This window comes from Nocardia sp. CA-119907 (assembly GCF_050955995.1).
In the GTDB taxonomy this organism is placed as follows: domain Bacteria; phylum Actinomycetota; class Actinomycetes; order Mycobacteriales; family Mycobacteriaceae; genus Nocardia.
Genome location: NZ_CP192091.1, coordinates 7,935,040 through 7,952,470 on the forward strand (window position 1 = coordinate 7,935,040; position 17,431 = coordinate 7,952,470).

The window sequence follows — 17,431 nt, forward strand, 5'->3', positions numbered from 1 at the left end:
CCAGGTGGGGTTACTGGCGAGTACGACACGCCCGGGGCGAGCTTCGCGATGGCGGTCAAGCCCGGTAGAGTTTGGACGGTCGTACCATCAAGCGCGAGTGGCGAAATTGGCAGACGCGCCAGATTTAGGTTCTGGTGTCCACGGACGTAGGGGTTCAAGTCCCCTCTCGCGCACGGATCTGCAACATTTTTGTTGGATATCGGTGCCGTGTGTGCGAGTGCACTCGCACACACGGAGGTTGACCAGTGATTCCATGCTCTGACCTGCGCCGATATGTGGCGCATCTGCCGGAAATCGGCTCTGCGGCACCCTCGGGAATGTTTGCTGGCGGGGGTGATCGACGATGATCCCGCCCCAGTCACCGCTGCAGGAACTCATTCACGGCTCCCTGACCACGTAGGGCTCGCCGGAGGCCATGGCCTTGTCCTTCGCCTCCGTTCCGCAGCAGGCGCCCTCAGTGGCGACGCAGGCTGTAGCCCGAATTTTCCACTGCTCCGACAACCCCTCTACCGCGACCCGTGACGATGGATGGCGCCGACATGGCTGCCTATGCATGTGGTTTCAGTGGTTTCTCAAAGGGATCAACGGGCTGACCGACGATCAAGCCGTCGTCGGAGGAGTTCCGATGGTGGCGAGGTCCCGGACTCACCGGGCGGATTCATATCGCAGTTCAGAGCACCTTTCGCCATTTCAGAGCCACTGCTGGCTCATCTGGCGTGAATGGCCGAGGTCAGCGCCCTCGAGTGCCGATCGGCTCCGTTCGGCGACCCAGGCGGCGATCTGGGCGCGTCTGGTGAATCCGAGTTTGGCAAGGATGTGTTCGACGTGTCCGTCGGCGGTGCGCTGGGAGATGTGCAGGCGGGCGGCGATGGCTTTGTTGGTCAGGCCGTCTGCGACGAGGTCGGCCACCTCCCGCTCCCGAGTCGTCAGATCGGACGGAGCCGGACCGCGAGCCGCAGCCTGCGGTTGCTCGCCCAGGGCATAGCCGATCGCGGCGTCGAGATCCATTGCGGCGCCTTCGTGATAGGCGGCTTCGAAGGATCGCCGTCCGAGCGTGCGACGGGCCGCTCGTTCGCAGTCTTCGGCATGGACCACCAAGCTCGGGAAGAATACCGCGGAAGTGCCTGCCAGCTGCCTCATTGCGTTCGTGGCGCCCAGCAACACGGCGGCGAGCCGCGCGCTGCCGGCCTGGGCTCCCACAATCCACGCCAATGTTTCCAGGGCGTTCGTGGCCATGAGTAGGTCTTTCTGCTGCCTGATCAGTGGCAGCCACTGCCGCAGCAGGCGCAGCGCACCGTCGCGATCACCGTGGTGCCACGCGGCAACCGTCGTGCCCCACAAGGCATATGACCGATATGCGGAATCGCCATATGATTCGGTGATCGCGAGGGCCTTCTCGTGGTACGAGAGAGCTGCTGCGCTGTCTCCCCGCGATTCGTGTGTCCATCCAAGCCCGAGCAGGGCAAAGACCTGAACCGCCCCGAGTTTCTTGCCGGCTTCATGGTTGAGTCATCACCGGCTGGGATGGCTGTTGTTGAGCGTAGTAGAGGGCTTCGTATTCGGCGGGTGGGAGATACCCGATCAGGCTGTGCAACCTCCGATTGTTGTACCAGTCGACCCATTCCATCGTCGCGAACTCGACGTCGTCGAGCGAACGTAGCGGCCCGGTGAGGAACGGGCTGTCCTTGGCGAGGGCTTCGGTCTTGTAGAGCCCGATCGTCGATTCGGACAGTGCGTTGTCGTAGGCATCGCCGATACTGCCTATCGACGCTGAAATCCCTTCGGCCGCAAGGGTGTCAGCGAACGAGATAGCCGTGTATTGGGATCCGGCGTCGCTGTGGTGGATCAGACCGTCAGCGACAGCGTGGCCGTCGTGATCGCGTCGCCACAACGCCATCCGCAGCGCGCTGGTGACCATCGCGGTGTCCTTGACCGTGGCCGCGTGCCAGCCCAAGATCGCGCGGGAGAAACAGTCGATCACGAACGCCACGTAGACGAACCCCAGCCAGGTAGGCACGTAGGTAAAGTCGGTGACCCACTTGCGATTTGGCTCGACGGCAGTGAAGTCGCGGTCGAGTAGGTCCGGTGCACGGCGATGATCGTGGCCCTTCCCAGCGATCGTGGTCCGGACTCTGCCGCCGCGGACCACACCGGACATGCCTTCATCGCGCATGAGCCGCCCGATGGTGTCCACCGATACCTCATGGCCCTGGCGACGCAGATGCCGGGCCATCTTGCGGCTGCCGTACATGCCCTCCGGCGTGCCCGAGGTAGCCCGTAACGCATCGGTGAGATGCGCGTCGGTGACCGTCCGCGCCGACGGTCCGGTGGTTTTCCAGTTCCGGTACGTGCGCCCGGCGATCTGCATGCCCTGCTCTCGCAGTACACCCAGAATCGACTCGACCCGGTGCCCCTTTGCACGTTCGGTATCGATGAACTGGCAGATCAACGGCGTCGCGGGTCGAGCTCCCGCGCGAAGAAAATCGAGGCCGCTTTCAGAATCTCGTTGGCCTCCTTCAGATCTCGGTTCTCCCGTTCGAGTTCCTTGATCCGCGCCTGCTCAGCGGTCGTCACTCCGGGCGCCTTCCCGGTATCGACCTGTGCCTGCTTCACCCACACCCGCAGCGTTTCAGCATGGACTCCAAGTTTCACGGCGAGCGCTTGGCAGGCGGCATACACCGACGGATAACCGTCGAGTCGGTCCAGCACCATCTTCACCGCACGCTCACGCTGCTCGATCGGATACTGCTTGGGCATGGCCAACATCCTCCTCAAGGAAGGAAGCGGCAAGAAGATCGGGGCGGTTCAACCTGCCCGTAGACGTCGTCCTGCGCAGTGAACGACTCGAACGCGGCTTCGAGGGGTGCGCGTGCTTGCGGCGGGTCGCCGCTGCGGAGCGCATGGAGGCCAAGACCAAGATTTGCGTATGCGTGCACGATCGGGCGGTCGGTTCGTTCGGCCAGCGCCTGCGTCTGTGCGACCAGTGCGGACGCCGCGGTGCGGTCGTCCTGGGCTTCGGCCACCAGGACGGCACGCCACAACCCCTTGGCGTGGACGGCGGTAGCGGGCCGCCTGGCGAGGGCGAGGTCGAGCCAGTGCCGCGCCTCGCCGACCTGGCCTCGGGAGAACCAGAACGGTTGCAACGCTGACGCCATCGACAACGCGGCGTCGGATTCCGCTTCGGTGTCGGTCAGGCAGAAGTCCAGTGCTTGGCGCAGGTTGGGTTGTTCGCGGTCGAGGCGGGCGATCCAGTCGAGTTGGCGGGGGCTGATCCAGTCGGCGTCGGCGTCCAAGGCGAGCTGCCGATACCAGTCCAAATGTCGGCGCCGCAGGTCCGTGTACTGGCCCGCCTCATCGAGTTTGTCGCGGCCGTAGTCACGCACCGTCTCGAGCAGCCGGAACCGCACCACCGGGCCCGACTGCTCGCGGATCAGGATGGACTTGTCGACCAGGGCGGTGAGTACATCGAGCAGGTCCTCCGCTGCGAGATCGTTGCGGCACACCTGTTCGGCGGCGTCGAGTTCGAAGCTGCCGGCGAACACCGACAACTGTGCCCACACCTGTTGTTCGGCCGGGGTGCACAGCGAGTAACTCCAGTCGATGCACAACCGCAGGGTTTGCTGGCGACTCGGCGCGCTGCGGCTGCCGCGGGTCAGCAGTGCGTATCGGTCGGCGAGCCGCGCCAGGATCTGTTCTGGTGACAGTGCCCGCAGCCGGGCCGCCGCCAGCTCGATCGCCAACGGCAGCCCGTCGAGGTGGCGGCAGATCTCGGTCACCGCGGCGACATTGTCCTCGGTGAGCGCAAAGCCCGGCACCGCGGCGGCGGCCCGTTCGACGAACAAGGTGACCGCGTCATAGCGGGCCGCACTTCGCAGCGAGGGCTGCCGATCCGGGTCAGGAACGGTCAGCGGCCGCACCCGCAGCACAGATTCCCCGCCGACAACGAGAGGTTCGCGGCTTGTGGCCAGGATCCGCAACTTCGGGCACGCCCGCAGCAGGGACTCGGCCACCTTCGCTGCCGTATCCACGATTTGTTCGCAATTGTCGAGCACCAGCAGCAGCTCCCGCGACGCCAGGTATTCGACCAGGACGTCGAGCACCGGCTGCCCTTGTGGGCGCAACCCTAGAGAGGCGGCGATCACGCCGGGTAGCAGCGCGCCGTCGTGCAGCTGCCCGAGTTCGACCAAGCAAACCCCGTCGGCGAATTCTCGTTGCGGGCCGGTCGCCACTCGCAACGCCAGTCGGGTCTTGCCCACCCCGCCGATCCCGGTCAACGTCACCAGCCGGGAGTTCGCCAGCAGGTTCTTGGCCTCGGCCAATTCGATACGGCGGCCGATAAAACTTGTCAGCTCGAGGGGAAACGGTCCGCTTGCGCTAACCGACGAACCGCACGGCAAGGGCTCGCGCACCGGCGGGGGGCCAGTCGCCCGCGGAATCAAAGGAACCGGGGTGCTTTCTTGCCGCTCGGCACCCGCTGCGGCCCGTACCGCCATCTCGTCAACCGGCCACCCGCGCCCAGCCTGCAGATGCCGCAGCTGCTCACCCAACGCCGCCGCGGAGGGCCGCTGCTCGCTAGGGCGGGCCATGGCATGTTCGATCACCGTCGAAAGGTCCTCGTCGATGCCTTGCTCGCGCAGATGAGGGACCGGCTGTGTGGTGATCCGCAGAAACTGGGCTACGACTTGTTCGCCGCTTCGCCGCTCGAACGCCGCGTGCCCGGTCAACGCGGCGAACAACGTCGCGCCGAGCCCGTAGACGTCGGCTGCGGGGGTGGGTGCCTCCCCCGCCAGTACCTCCGGCGCGGTGAATGCCGGTGAACCTGTAACCGTGCCGGTGGCGGTGTGGAATCCTTCGGGGATACGGGCGATCCCGAAGTCGGTCAGTGCGGGTTCACCGTAGTCGCTGATCAGGATGTTAGTGGGTTTGACGTCGCGGTGCAGGATGCCGAGCCGGTGCGCGGCCTCGAGGGCCCCCGCGAGCTTCACACCCAGCCGCGCCGTCTCCTGGACCGACAGTGGACCGTGCCGGCGGATCCGGGCGTCGAGGGAGTCCTGCGGATAGTAGGGCATCACCAGATATGGCAGTCCGGACGCGGAGGTGCCGACCTGCAACACCCCCACGATGTTCGGGTGTCCCGTCAGCCGGCCCATCGCCCGCTGCTCCCGAACGAACCGCTGCCGGTTTCCCTCCTCCAGGGCTGCGGTGAGCACCTTGATCGCCACCGTCCGGTCCAGCGCCGCTTGGGTGCACCGATACACCACCCCGAACCCGCCGCGCCCGATCTCCTCGGCGTCGGTGAATCCTGCTTCTGCCAGTTCCGCCGTGACCGCCGGGATCACGGCGCGCTGGGTCTTGAATGGCTCGATGTCGCCCATACGCCGGTCCTGCTCCGTGATGTTCTTCAGGATACCGCCGGTCGGCTGCGGCGGTTTTCCCCTGTGGTGATGGCTTCCTACATGACAGCCACGCCTGCGAAGGGCGCCGCTTTCGCCACGATTGACGGCTGAAAACACTCGTGGTGACGCTGCTGGGCTTCCGTAGTACCCCCCCCAGACCAGTGGCAGGTCCCTATCGCTGTCGGTGCCCCGCCAGCTGCGATTTCACTACACCGGAGCGAACCGATGATCACAATTTGTACACCGCCGCCCGGGCACCTACGACGACATTGCCAAGCAGCGGGCCAGGGTGCCTGAGGGTGCCGGGCATCCGGCGCCCTCAGGCCAAATCACCACGGGCACAACCCGAGACGGCCGATAGCTGGCATCGCCGCCAGCATGCGTCAACCGATCATGCGTGACCGAAGTGCGCTCGGCGAACGGCAGTCTGTGCGAATCACGGCGTGGCAGACCGCAGTTCAGCGATGGCTCGAGGCGACGTCGACGAGGCTGCGCCGCATCGAGCTCCAGGCGCTAGCCCGCCGTGATGCTCCACGAACCGGACAAGTACGCACTTATAGTTACATACTTCGCAATGGAGACTGGCTCACTGATAGTTGGTCCCATGGGGTTTCCAGCGACCGGTTCGAGCGCCATGCGCACGGAGGCGTTACTCGACCTGACTGGTCAGAACTCGCGAGCCACTGAATCCGACCCTCGCAGCGACCGATCCTATCGGAATATTCGATTCACGCAAAAACATAGTGACATGTTCCATCCGTACCCGGTCTCGAATTTCTCCAAATTCATAACCCGAGTTCGCAATTCGCCAGTGCAAGGCTCGCTCACCTGCGTCCGTGGCATCTGCCGGAAACACATGACACTGCCCGTCGGTGTTCGCGATCTGGCTCGCAAGCAGTGCAAGTCGGTCTGCGCGCCGCGCCGTCGCCGCAATCAAAGCACCTCTGCCAGCGAGTCTTATGGCAACCGCTCTGCCGATACCCGATGAAGCGCCTACTACCAAGACCACCTTTACCCTGATCTCAATGCAACTCTCTCCGTTTGATAACTTGGCCGCCACCCCGTCACGGTCCGAGGAACAGTCGCTCACAGGGGAGACGTGGAATCAACCTACAGTCTTCAAGGAAATCCCATATTAATTCTATCGTCCACCGCGGGTTTCGTCGCCAATCGCGTATCAAATTACCCACCGCCGTGGTAGTGGCAACGTAGTCCAATACCACATCGGCCAGCCAGATCCGCAGGTGCACGTCACCCTCACCCGGGGATCGCCCTTCGGCAGTCAAAGCAAATCGCCTCCTCGAGCATACAAGAGGTCTTGAACGCTTCCGAACTATGCACTGCTGCTACCCGATTTCTTCATCGGCATAGTGACGGAATGCAATTCCCCACGGCAGAGCGTGATTTGTTGGTCAACAGCTATTTTGTGCATTCAGTAGATTAGAGAGTATCTCTGGCGCAGATGTCAGTCATCCTCGAACAGGATCTCGTCCGAGTTGCCCCCGGCCTTGGCTGTGTCGCCCCCCTCGGTACACGATGCCTCGCTGCGAATTGTCGGCAAGGTCGAGCCATGCAACCGGGCCCCTTTCTCCAAGCGTAGCGGCGAAAAGGCGAATAAAACACGTCCTGAAACCTGCCTTCCAACGAGACACCAAATACCCATTGTCTGCGCCACCGCGCTGACTCCGTGACGACCTCGCCGAAGTACTCACCCAAAGCGTCGCCAGCCAACATCAATCTCCACCTCCGCGTTGGCCACAACCATCCGGCGGGAGGTCCTACTGCAGTTCGCCGATCAAGTTGAGCAGAACAAGGCTCGGCGCGACGCCAACTTGGACGTGGTCTTCCTGTGTCGGCACTTCGTCGGTGAGCGTCGCCCGGCACTGTCGAAACCATCTCCGTCGTTTTGCCGGTATGTGGATGACATCGTCCATAACCCGAGCGTTGTCAGATCGTGGGACCTTTCGTGCTACGCCTATAGCGGCAGAGCTGGTACGACTGGTTCAACGGCACCCATGCGTCAGGCTAAATATCGTGCGCTGCGGTCTTTTTCGGCGGAAGCCTCGGTGGTCATCACGGCTGCACGCTGTCGAGTTGCACCGCCGTAGCCGCGACCTCGGCGAGTTGCTCCGGCCTCACGAAACCGGGACCGTCACAGCAACTGCTTGATGCAAGAGAACAAGGTCGCCGGTCGCAGCCAACGGCCCACTCGTCGTCTATTTCCAGGCTACGGCGGTACTCCTCGGAGTCGCATACACACCTCCGATCAATGTCTATTCACGGGTGCTGCTGTATCCATATCGTTTTCTCCCGCGACCATTGGTCGAACGCGCGCAACGATTTCTCGGCACCGCCGTATCCAGACTGTTTCCATCCCCCGAACGGCACGGTGAGGTCCCCCTCACTATAAGAACCAACGGAGACGAGTCCAGCTTCGATGCCACGCGCGAGGACAAGCGCATCGTCGAGGCGGCGGGTCCATACCGACGCGGCGAGCCCGTAGTCAACGTCGTTGGCCAGCGTGATCGCTTCCTCGTGGGTACGAAATCGTTGCACGGTAACGACGGGTCCGAATACTTCGGTGCGGGTGATCGCGGCACCGGCGCGCACATCGGTCAGCACCGTGGGTGCGATGTACCGACCACCTGCGACGACGGGGATTTCCCGACCACCGGCGGCGATGGTGGCACCGTCGGCGGTGGCCTGGGTGATCGTCGCGAGAATCCGGTCGGCCGCGATGTCATTGATCACTGGACCGATCTTCGTCTTGGGGTCGGCGGGGTGCCCGACCTGCAGCGCTTCGGCAGCGGCGGTGAAGGAGGCGACGACCTGATCGTGAATTCGCTCGTGCACCAGGATACGAGAACCAGCAGTGCAATTCTGGCCTGCGGTCAGGAATGCAGCCTCGATCATGCCGTCCAGGAGGGTGTCGCCGAAGTCGAGTGCGTCGTCGAGCAGAATCTGCGGGCTTTTGCCGCCGAGTTCGAGACTGACCCGTTTCAGGTTGGATTGGGCAGCGGCGGTGAGGATATTGCGGCCGGTGGCCGTGGATCCTGTGAACGAAAGTGCTCCCACATGCAAGTCCGCAGCCAACGCTGCGCCGGTCACAGGGCCGGTACCAGGAAGGACGCGAAGGATACCGTCAGGGATTCCTGCTTCTGTGGCCAGAGCGGAGACGTGCTGAGCGGAGCGGGGGCTGGCATCGGCGGGTTTCAAGATCAGTGCGTTGCCCACTGCGAGGGCTGGCCCGATCTTCCATGCGGCCATCGCGAGAGGATAGTTCCAGGGCAGGATCGCCGCAGTCACTCCGTAAGGTTCGCGTTCGGTGAAGGCGAGCACGTCTCTACCGGTGGTAGAGGTTCGTCCATAGCGTTTATCGAGTGCTTCGGCGAACCAACGGATGGACTCGATGGCGCTGGGGACATCCCCGGTGATGCATTCGGTGATCGGTTTCCCGGCGTCTTCACTGTCGAGTGTCGCGAGCAACTGCGCGTCTCGCTCCATCAACGTAGCAAGTCGAAGCAGGGCTGCGGCCCGTTCTCGCGGCGGCAGTCCCGACCAGACACCACTGCGGTATGTGTCGCGTGCTGCAGTCGTGTGCTCGAAAACCTCGGCGGGCGATGTCTCTTCGACTACGCCGAGAACGGAGCCATCTGCAGGGTTGGTCAACGTCATGGTCGTCACGGGCTCACCGGTCCCTCGACCAGTTCCAGCCGCCCGTCGCGGCGCATGACCAGCCCATCGTGTTCGAGTCGAGCGAGGTAGCGGGCCATGCCTTTCTCCCCGCGGCGACGGAATAGTGTCATCAACCGCGGCAGCAGGTTGGGGACCAGCATTGCCACCCGGACGAGCAGCGATTCGGAGACGCGGGGATAGATCTCGAGGCGGGGACGGTCCAGCAGCCGCATCATGGCATGCGCGACCGCTTCCGGCGGCTGGGGCGAGTCCTGGAATTGCAGCGAGTTGCCGCCGTCGATCGCCTCTTGGCGCAGCATGCGGGTGTCGGTAGCCGAGGGCAGCACCGACCCGACAGTGATGCCCTTCGCCGCCAGATCCAGGCCGATCGCGAGCATCGCGCCGCGCAAACCGAACTTCGACGCCGTGTAGAGCGGGGTCTCGCCGAGCGGGAAGATCCCGCCGAGCGATACCGTTGTCACCACGCGCGGATCAGCGGAGTTGCGTAGCAGGGGAAGCGCCAAACGGGTGAGTATCAGTGGAGAGAGCAGATTGACATTCAGTTCGAGGCGGATGCTGTCGACGCTGCGCTCGTCGAACCGTTCGGCGCTGGTCATTCCCACGTTGTTGATCAGCACGTCGATCCGCCCGTAATCGACCTCGATGCGGTCCAGCAGCGCAGCGACTTGGGCTTCGTCGGTGAGGTCGCAGGCGTATCCACGATGCCCGGACCCGGGCAGCGCGGCAGCGACGGCGTCTGCGCGGTCACCGCGGATGTCGATGACGGCGATCGACGCCCCCAGCCGCGCGGCGGGCCGGATGAACGCAGCGGCGATGCCACCGGCTCCGCCGGTGATGGCGATGACCTTGCCGCGGTAGTCGAAACTCATGCCGACACCTGCACCGGGGTCTGGGTCGGCGCCGGGGAGGTCAGCGACCATCCGTAGGTGCGGGCGAGTTTGCGGATGAAGCGGACGTAGGCGTCGGCGTCGACGTAGCCGGTGTGGCGCGGGGAGGCATCGAAACGCAGCCCGTTGGAGAGGTCGGGACGGTCGGTGCTGATGCGCTGCGCGAACGCCTCGGCACGCGCCGGGTTGTGACCCCTGTCGTCGAGGAATCCGGCGATCATGTGCGCCTGCTGGTCGAACAGTTGGTAGGCGCCGGAGTTGGTTTCGATGAACCCCACCCCGAACAGGCCGGGGTGTTCCCTGGAGAAACAGTTCAGATACAGGTCGGGGTGCTGCTCGTTACCGAAGTACTGCTGCGCCACCGGAATCCGGTGCCGGTAGCCGGTAGCGAAAAGCACCAGGTCGAACTCGTCGCTGCTGCCGTCGGTGAACCGCACTGTCCGACCATCGGTGCTCTCGATGCCGGGACGGGCGACGAGGTCGCCATGCTGCAGGTGGTGCAGCAGCATCGAGTTGATCACCGGGTGGGTTTCGAACAGTTTGTGGTCGGGCTTCTGCAGCCCGATGCGGGTGGGGTCGCCGTTGAACAGGCGCAGTATCGGCTGCAGGATCGCCCGCTCGAGCCGTTTGGGCAGGAACGAGCCTTTCCCGCCGAACACGTCCGACGGCACACCGAAGACGTGCTTGGGTATGAACCAGTAGCCGCGGCGCAGGCTGATCGCGGTGTAGTCGGCGTTGCGGGCGGCGTCGCAGGCGATATCGCAACCGGAGTTGCCGCCACCGACGACCAGGACCCGTTTGCCCACGAACTCACTCGGGCTGCGGTAATTGCTGCTGTGGCGCACCTCCCCGGTGAACGAACCCGGCAACTCCGGGATGTTGGGGAACCATTGCGACCCGGTGCACACGATCACCGCGTCATGACGGGTGCTGCTGCCGTCGGCGCGGACCACGACCCAACCGTCGCCGTCGCGGTGCACATCGGCGACCTCGACCCCGAACTCGATGCGCTCGCTCAGTCCGTAGGCGTCGGCGAAGGACTGCAGATACGCCAGGATCTGCCGGTGGCCCGGGTAGTCGGGGTAAGCGTCGGGCATCGGGTATCCGCTGAATCCCGACACGGTCTTGCTCGAGATGAAATGGGCGGTTTCGTACATGGGGCCGCCCGGATTCTCGATGTCCCACAACCCGCCGACATCGGTGTGGCGTTCGAGGTGGGTGTAGTCGATGTTGCGCTCGCGTAGTGCGCGAGCGACGGCCAAACCTGCTGGTCCGGCACCGATGAGGCAGACAGAAACAGTCATGGGAGAACTCCTTGAAAGACGAGTTCACCGATGTTAGGCAACCCAGCGGGTATGTCGGCGGACATGAACAGCCATCTGTCCGGACCTCAACGGCCAACCCAACTGGCCGATCTGGGGTCGGTGTTTACTCGCCTATGGCGCGTTGGCGCAGATCCCCGGGAGCGATCCCGAACCAGCGCTTCACCGCCCGCCGCAGCGACCGGTCGTCGGTGTATCCGATCTCTGCCGCGATATCGGCGAACGACAGATCCGCGCGGGTGATAAGCCGCGCGGTCAACCGGCGGCGCACCTCGTCGAGCACATCGGAATAGGAGGCATCGACATCGGCCAGCCGCCGCCGAAGTGTCCGCTCACTCATCGCGAGCATCCGCGCATGCGCACCCAGCGGCCGCACGTCCGGCAGCGCGGCCTCGACCTGCGCCGACAACGCGGCCACGAGTTCTTGCCGGTCGACGGTCTGTTCCGCCGCCACGGCGAGGAGCGTCGTAGCATCGGCCAGAGTCCACGGATCCCAGGTGTCCAGCGCTCGCCGCCACTGCTGCGAGCGCAGCAACCACGCATTGCGGGGGCCGCCGAACACGACTGGTGCGTCGAAGAACGCTTGGAACCGTGCCGGGTCCGCTGGCTCGGGCCGGGCGAACTCGACCCGCACCGGACGGATCGTGGCGTCGGCAGACTCGCGAACCATCCGTGTGATGTTGGCGAACCCCTCCTCGACCAGGAACCGGTCGACCGGTGCCGCGTCGTCGAGCACGATGGTGACCACCACAAGCAGATCCCCTTCTCTCACCGTCGACCAGCGCATCATCGACCCGGCCAGGTTCTGGTAGCGCACTCCGATGTCGACCGCGTCGGCGATCGTCGGGCTCGACATCATCGCCAGCCCCAGGACCCCGGACGCGGTGATCGGCTGGCGGGCACCCACTTCCAACCCCAACGCCGGCCCAGGGAGTCTGTCCAGCGCCGCTTCGATGATCACCCGGCCCTGCCGATACGACACCCGAAGCCCCGGCGCGTCGAGGGTCTCCCGCGACAACCCGGCGTCGTGGATCGCGCGATCCAACGACACCCCGTGCTCGTCGGCGACCCGCAGCAGATACCGGATGATGTTCGGCGCGATCGTCGCCGACGACACCAGCCGTACCGAAGATCCCTGCACGGCTCCACTGTAAGCTCGCCCGACCCGTACTTTCACGAGCTGCTGTCGCGGGTATCGGTGCACACCCGCCGCCCCCGATTGTTCGCGACGGTGAGTGAGTGACCTGCGCCCGCGTTCGCGCGGTCACCGCACCGGCACCACCTCTGGACAGACTGTGCCGCGCACGGCAATTCGCGTTGCTTCGCACGCGTTACAGCAACGCTCCAGCAGGTCCCGCCGTCGTTGAAATCGTCTCGCGAAAGCCCAGGACAACCGATTACACCGCGCCGGGTCGCACGCGGCCCAACCATTGACTCCCGCATCTGATGTTTTTCTAAATAGGTTGCCGTACAAGCACATTCATGACACCTGAGCGTCCGGTCCTATGTGATGAGTTGGCAATCATCGCACTACCTTCCCCGGCCGACCCGAGACGGGACATTCAGCATTCGACGACGTTGACCGCAAGTCCGGCGAGGCTGGTCTCCTTGTATTTGTGCGACATGTCCAGGCCGGTCTGGCGCATCGTCTCGATCGCGGTGTCGAGGGAGACACGATGTGCTCCGGTGCCGCGAAGGGCCAGACGCGCCGCGGTGACCGCGGTGGACGACGCGACCGCGTTGCGTTCGATGCAGGGAATCTGCACCAGCCCGCCGACCGGGTCACAGGTCAGCCCGAGATGGTGCTCGATCGCGATCTCCGCAGCGTTTTCGACCTGCGGCGGTGACCCGCCCAGCACCGCACACAGCCCGGCCGCGGCCATCGCGCACGCGGCACCGACCTCGGCCTGACAGCCGCCCTCCGCACCGGAGATCGAGGCATTGGCTTTGACCAGCGCGCCGATAGCGGTGGCCGTCAGCAGGTAGTCCTCGACGCCGTCGAAGCCGGCGCCAGGAACGAATCGCAGGTAGTAGTGGGCGACGGCAGGCACGATGCCCGCCGCTCCATTGGTCGGTGCGGTGACCACACGTCCGCCCGCCGCGTTCTCCTCGTTCACCGCCAACGCGAACGCCAGCAGCCAGTCTCCGCGGCAGTCGTCGTGATCGTCCGACGCGCTGTCGAGCGCTCGTTTCAGCTCGCCCGCCCGCCGGACAGTACCCAGGCCGCCCGGCAACGTCCCCTCGGCCGACAGCCCTGCCGACACGCACGCCACCATCGCGGCCCAGATGCGTTGCAACGACTCACGCATCCCGGCCGCACCGTGGATGGCCGCCTCGTTGCGGCGGGCCACCTCGCTGATGGAGCAGCCTTCGGTGGCGCAGATGTCGAGCAACTGCTCGGCGGTGTCGAACGGCAAAGGCTGATCCACGCCGCCGGTCGACACCGGCTCGCCTTCCCGGCGGATGAATCCGCCACCGATCGAATAGTAGGTTTCCGCAGCGAGCGGACGGCCCCCGTCGCCGGCCCACGCGGTGAGGGCGACGGCGTTGGGATGTGCGGGCAGGCGGGTACGGGGCTGGAACACGATGTCGCCAGGTGTGAAGGTGATCTCGTGCACCCCCGCGAGCATGCAGCGCGAGTCCACATGCAGCGACGACCACGCCCCTCGCACTCGGTCGGGATCACAGTCTTCGGGGGTGAGACCGCTGAGCCCCGCGACGACCGCGTCCGGTGTGCCGTGACCGACGCCGGTGGCCGCCAGCGACCCGTACAACGTGCATACCACCTTCGTGACCTGACTCAGCACACCACGGTCGAGCAAGTCTTGGGTGAACGCGCGCGCGGCGCGCATCGGGCCAACGGTGTGCGAGCTGGAGGGACCGATTCCGATCGTGAACAGTTCAGACACAGAAATGTATACCGACATTCCCTTCCTCTGTCAGAGATACTCGCGGTGCCCCTTTGCAGGCACAGAATCTGTTGCGCGGCAGCGTGTTTCACCTCACCCGCGCGACCGCCATGACCGAAATGCCGCCGAGCACTGTCACTGCGGCGGCCCCGATCCACAGCAGCGGGAAACCGCCTACTGCGATCAATCCGGCTCCCACCAGCGGCCCCAGGGCCTGCGGGATGGCCATCGCGATGTTCATGATTCCCAGTTCTTGCCCGTTGTGTTCGGCGTCGGGGAGCACGTCGGCGGCCAGCGCCTGATCGATGGCCATGAATGAGCCGTATCCCGCGCCGAGGACAGCGGCGGCGATCGTGGCGCCCCACAGATTGCCCAGGCACAAAATCACCGCAGCCGAGATCGCTTGCATGATCGCGGCGACCAGGACGAACGGCTTGCGTCGTTGCAGACGGTCCGAGCACCAGCCACTGAATATCGACGCGGCGATCGCGGCCCCCATGTAACCGACCGACAGCACAACCATCGACTCTTCGGCATCGGCGACCTTCAATCCGAATTGCAGGTAGTAGAACGTCAGTGCGGTGCCCAGGGCATTGCCGAGGTTGACCAGCACCCGCCCGATCAGCGTCCAGCGGAAGTCGTGATCGCCGAGCAGATGCATCGCCGACCAGCGGGCCCGCGCCACAGCCGATACCGCAGGGTCGGGGGTCGTCAACACGAACGGCACCACCAGCGCCAGCAGCAGGCACACGATCAGCCAGTAGGACTGCGCCACATTCAGCGCGAAGAACGCCACGAGCGACACCCCCAGGACCGGAGCCAGCCCCTGGGGAGTCGAGATCCAGCTCGACACCACCCCCCGTTGGCTGCGCGGCACCTGGTCCCCGATCAGCGCCGTCAGCGCGGAAGACGCCGCACTGAACCCGATCATCGCCAGCGACCAGCAGACGGTGACACCGGCGATGCTCGTCTGCGTGCTCAACCCGGCCAGCGACCCCGCCAACAGCAGACACCCGCCCACGATCCACGGCCGTCGACGACCGAATCTGCTGGTGGTGCGGTCACTGAGCGCACCGGCCGCGGGAAAGGCAACGGCCGAACAGACTGCCGATATCCCGGATATCACACCGAAATCGGTGACACTGGATCGCCAGTTGTCCCCCCGCAGCGCATCACCGATCCCGATGCTGTCGTTCACCTGCTGCGGCAACACCAGCTGAAATACCGTCAGCTGAGCCAACCACATTCCCAGCCATGCCAGACCGAACAGGCCGATCCAGCGAACAGGCACCGGTCGCGTCGAATCCCCTTTCACCGATTCTGTGCCGGCAGCCACCTCAAGAACGCCATCAGCAAGTGGCGACGGATGGGTATCGAAATTCTTCATCAACGGGTTCTCTCAGCCTGAAATGGTCACCGAATCAACGCAACAGGCTCATGCCCGACACATTCTGATGTCGCCCTGACTCGCAACGCCTGCCCGTCGATCCAGGCCGTACCGACAACACACTGATCATGTCGAACATAACGCCATTCCTCTTCATAACCCTGACCGCGAACAGGAAAGACCCGTTACTGGACGACATCTGGATAATTCGATGCAGATCGATCACGCGACCGATTACGCTTTTCGCCGCAGAGCTAATCAGATGTCCGACCGCCCCACACAGGGGGCATACAGACAATTAGGGGGGCAAAGACGACATTCAATTCACGTTCCCGGATGACCATCCCACATAAAGTGTCCTGCGACCGTCGACGATCGTGTCTTTCATCGAAATGCCCGGCCCCGCCGTCGCATACTGGGGATGGTGAAACGGTGCCCATCGCTCGCCGCTTCTCACAGGTCACCACACCAGGGTCGCCTCGGTCGTATTCAGCTCCGGCCCCGGCAGCGCCCCGCGGCCACCGGCAAGGCGGTGGTGCTCGTCACCGAGCCGACGGTGACCGGTGTCTCCGCTATGCCGGTGTCGCCGCGGCGGCTCGCTGGGCGCTCGGCGTCGTCCCGGTCCAGCGCAGGTACGCGCGGCGGAACTCGCGGCTGTCACTGAACCCGACCTCACCAGCAATCGATCCGATCGGCAGAGTCGTGTCGCGCAGTAGTGTGGTGGCCCGTTGCAGGCGCACCCGGTCGCGGATATCGCCGAACCGCACACCGGCCTGCGCCAGTCTCCGGTGCAGCGTTCTCTCGCTGATTGCCAGCCGGTCGGCGACCAGCCCCATCGTGACCGGTCGGCGAAGGTGCTCGCGCAGGACGCCCTCGACCGCGGCGACGATGTCGGGACGGTGCTCCAGGGGCTGGGCAAGATGCTTCACGGCCTCGACGGCCAACTCCAACTGCGCGGGGTTGGGCGATGGTAGCGGCCGTTCGAGCAACCCGGCATCGAGGTACACCCGGCTCACCTCGGCGTTGAAATACACCGGGCATCGAAAGAACCGGTAGTAGGCATCGGCGTAAGCCGGACGCTCGTAGGCGAATTCCAACCGCACGGGCACCACATCGGCACCGAACGCCGACCGCAGCAAGGTGACGATGGCACTGCATCCCTCTTCGCACAAAAATGCCCGCAGCTCCAGGTCCGGGCTGCGCTCACCTAGCCGAATCGCGAACTCGTCTCGCCCGTACTCGATCTCGTAATCCATGATGCTGCCCGAGGCTTGATGCCAGCTCATTGCCACCAGCACGGCGTCTGCGACGGTCGCGCTGGCCAGCATCGCGAATCCCAGCAGCCCCCAGTTCGTGAGCACGTCACGGCTGCCGACATGGATCCCGACCGGCCCCGGAGGCAAGGACCGCAGCGCACGCTTGAGGATCGTCGCGATCTGCCGGTAGGACAGCCGGGTCTCCGGCAGCTGCAGGTGCCCCGGCGACACCGCCGTACCCGCGAACCACGAATCGGTGTTCAGACGCCATTTCTCGGCGACCTCGAGCAGACCTACGATCGCGACCGGCGGTATCTTCGCATCCTGCAGATCGCAGTCGTATGTGATCAGATTGTTCACATCATTCATGAGATAAATCGGCTTCCCAACGGCGAAAACCACGCCTACTGGTCGAATGACCAGTTCAGTGTATACCCGCAGACGCACCCGTGTTCAGCAGTTGCCATGTTTTTGCGGTCGCCGCCTTCACCCGACCGCCCCAGCCCCGTACACCTCCCACGCCCCAGCGGCGGCAAAGTGGAGGTGCCAGTCAATCAAATGTGCCGATCGGGAGAGCT

11 protein-coding genes, 1 tRNA gene and 1 pseudogene are annotated in these 17,431 nt (G+C 64.6%); 1 reads left to right on the plus strand and 12 read right to left on the minus strand.

Translation table 11 applies throughout. The annotated features are described in order from the left end of the window. Positions 1-91: 91 nt before the first annotated feature. Positions 92-173: transfer RNA gene (locus ACQP2D_RS35690), tRNA-Leu, on the plus strand. 517 nt (positions 174-690) lie between these two features. Here the strand turns inward: ACQP2D_RS35690 and ACQP2D_RS35695 are convergent. From ACQP2D_RS35695 to ACQP2D_RS35750, 12 genes and pseudogenes are all read right to left on the minus strand, one after another. Then, the gene (locus tag ACQP2D_RS35695) at positions 691-1,341 is read right to left on the minus strand and encodes a response regulator transcription factor (protein WP_433680330.1); all 651 of its coding nucleotides are present in this window, start codon (positions 1,339-1,341) and stop codon (positions 691-693) included. Positions 1,342-1,498: 157 nt separating this feature from the next. Next, a protein-coding gene (locus ACQP2D_RS35700; RefSeq protein WP_433677954.1) for an IS3 family transposase occupies positions 1,499-2,757 on the minus strand; the annotation gives its coding sequence in 2 pieces (ribosomal slippage) (positions 1,499-2,484 and positions 2,484-2,757; 1,260 coding nt in all). 62 nt (positions 2,758-2,819) lie between these two features. After that, positions 2,820-5,375: pseudogene (locus ACQP2D_RS35705) on the minus strand (protein kinase domain-containing protein); the annotation flags it as partial. Between the two features lie 670 nt (positions 5,376-6,045). Then, a complete protein-coding gene (locus tag ACQP2D_RS35710; RefSeq protein ID WP_433680331.1) occupies positions 6,046-6,486 on the minus strand; it encodes an SDR family NAD(P)-dependent oxidoreductase in 441 nt (146 codons plus the stop codon). A gap of 688 nt (positions 6,487-7,174) precedes the next feature. After that, entirely contained in the window at positions 7,175-7,330 is a 156-nt protein-coding gene (locus ACQP2D_RS35715) for a hypothetical protein (RefSeq protein ID WP_433680332.1), read from the minus strand. Between the two features lie 343 nt (positions 7,331-7,673). Beyond that, positions 7,674-9,071 (minus strand): aldehyde dehydrogenase family protein, encoded by a 1,398-nt coding sequence (locus tag ACQP2D_RS35720; RefSeq protein WP_433685862.1) that lies wholly within the window; start codon positions 9,069-9,071, stop codon positions 7,674-7,676. A 5-nt stretch (positions 9,072-9,076) separates the two neighbouring features. Then, positions 9,077-9,961 (minus strand): SDR family NAD(P)-dependent oxidoreductase, encoded by an 885-nt coding sequence (locus ACQP2D_RS35725; RefSeq protein WP_433680333.1) that lies wholly within the window; start codon positions 9,959-9,961, stop codon positions 9,077-9,079. Further along, positions 9,958-11,283 (minus strand): flavin-containing monooxygenase, encoded by a 1,326-nt coding sequence (locus tag ACQP2D_RS35730; RefSeq protein WP_433680334.1) that lies wholly within the window; start codon positions 11,281-11,283, stop codon positions 9,958-9,960. The genes ACQP2D_RS35725 and ACQP2D_RS35730 overlap by 4 nt, the downstream gene beginning before the upstream one ends. A 124-nt stretch (positions 11,284-11,407) precedes the next feature. Next, positions 11,408-12,442 (minus strand): AraC family transcriptional regulator, encoded by a 1,035-nt coding sequence (locus tag ACQP2D_RS35735; protein WP_433680335.1) that lies wholly within the window; start codon positions 12,440-12,442, stop codon positions 11,408-11,410. Between the two features lie 421 nt (positions 12,443-12,863). Further along, entirely contained in the window at positions 12,864-14,228 is a 1,365-nt protein-coding gene (locus tag ACQP2D_RS35740) for an L-serine ammonia-lyase (protein ID WP_433680336.1), read from the minus strand. A 70-nt stretch (positions 14,229-14,298) separates the two neighbouring features. Beyond that, complete coding sequence (locus ACQP2D_RS35745; protein ID WP_387291740.1) at positions 14,299-15,501, minus strand: MFS transporter; 1,203 nt, start codon at positions 15,499-15,501, stop codon at positions 14,299-14,301. Between the two features lie 668 nt (positions 15,502-16,169). Further along, entirely contained in the window at positions 16,170-17,222 is a 1,053-nt protein-coding gene (locus ACQP2D_RS35750) for an AraC family transcriptional regulator ligand-binding domain-containing protein (protein WP_433680337.1), read from the minus strand. Between the last annotated feature and the right edge of the window lie 209 nt (positions 17,223-17,431).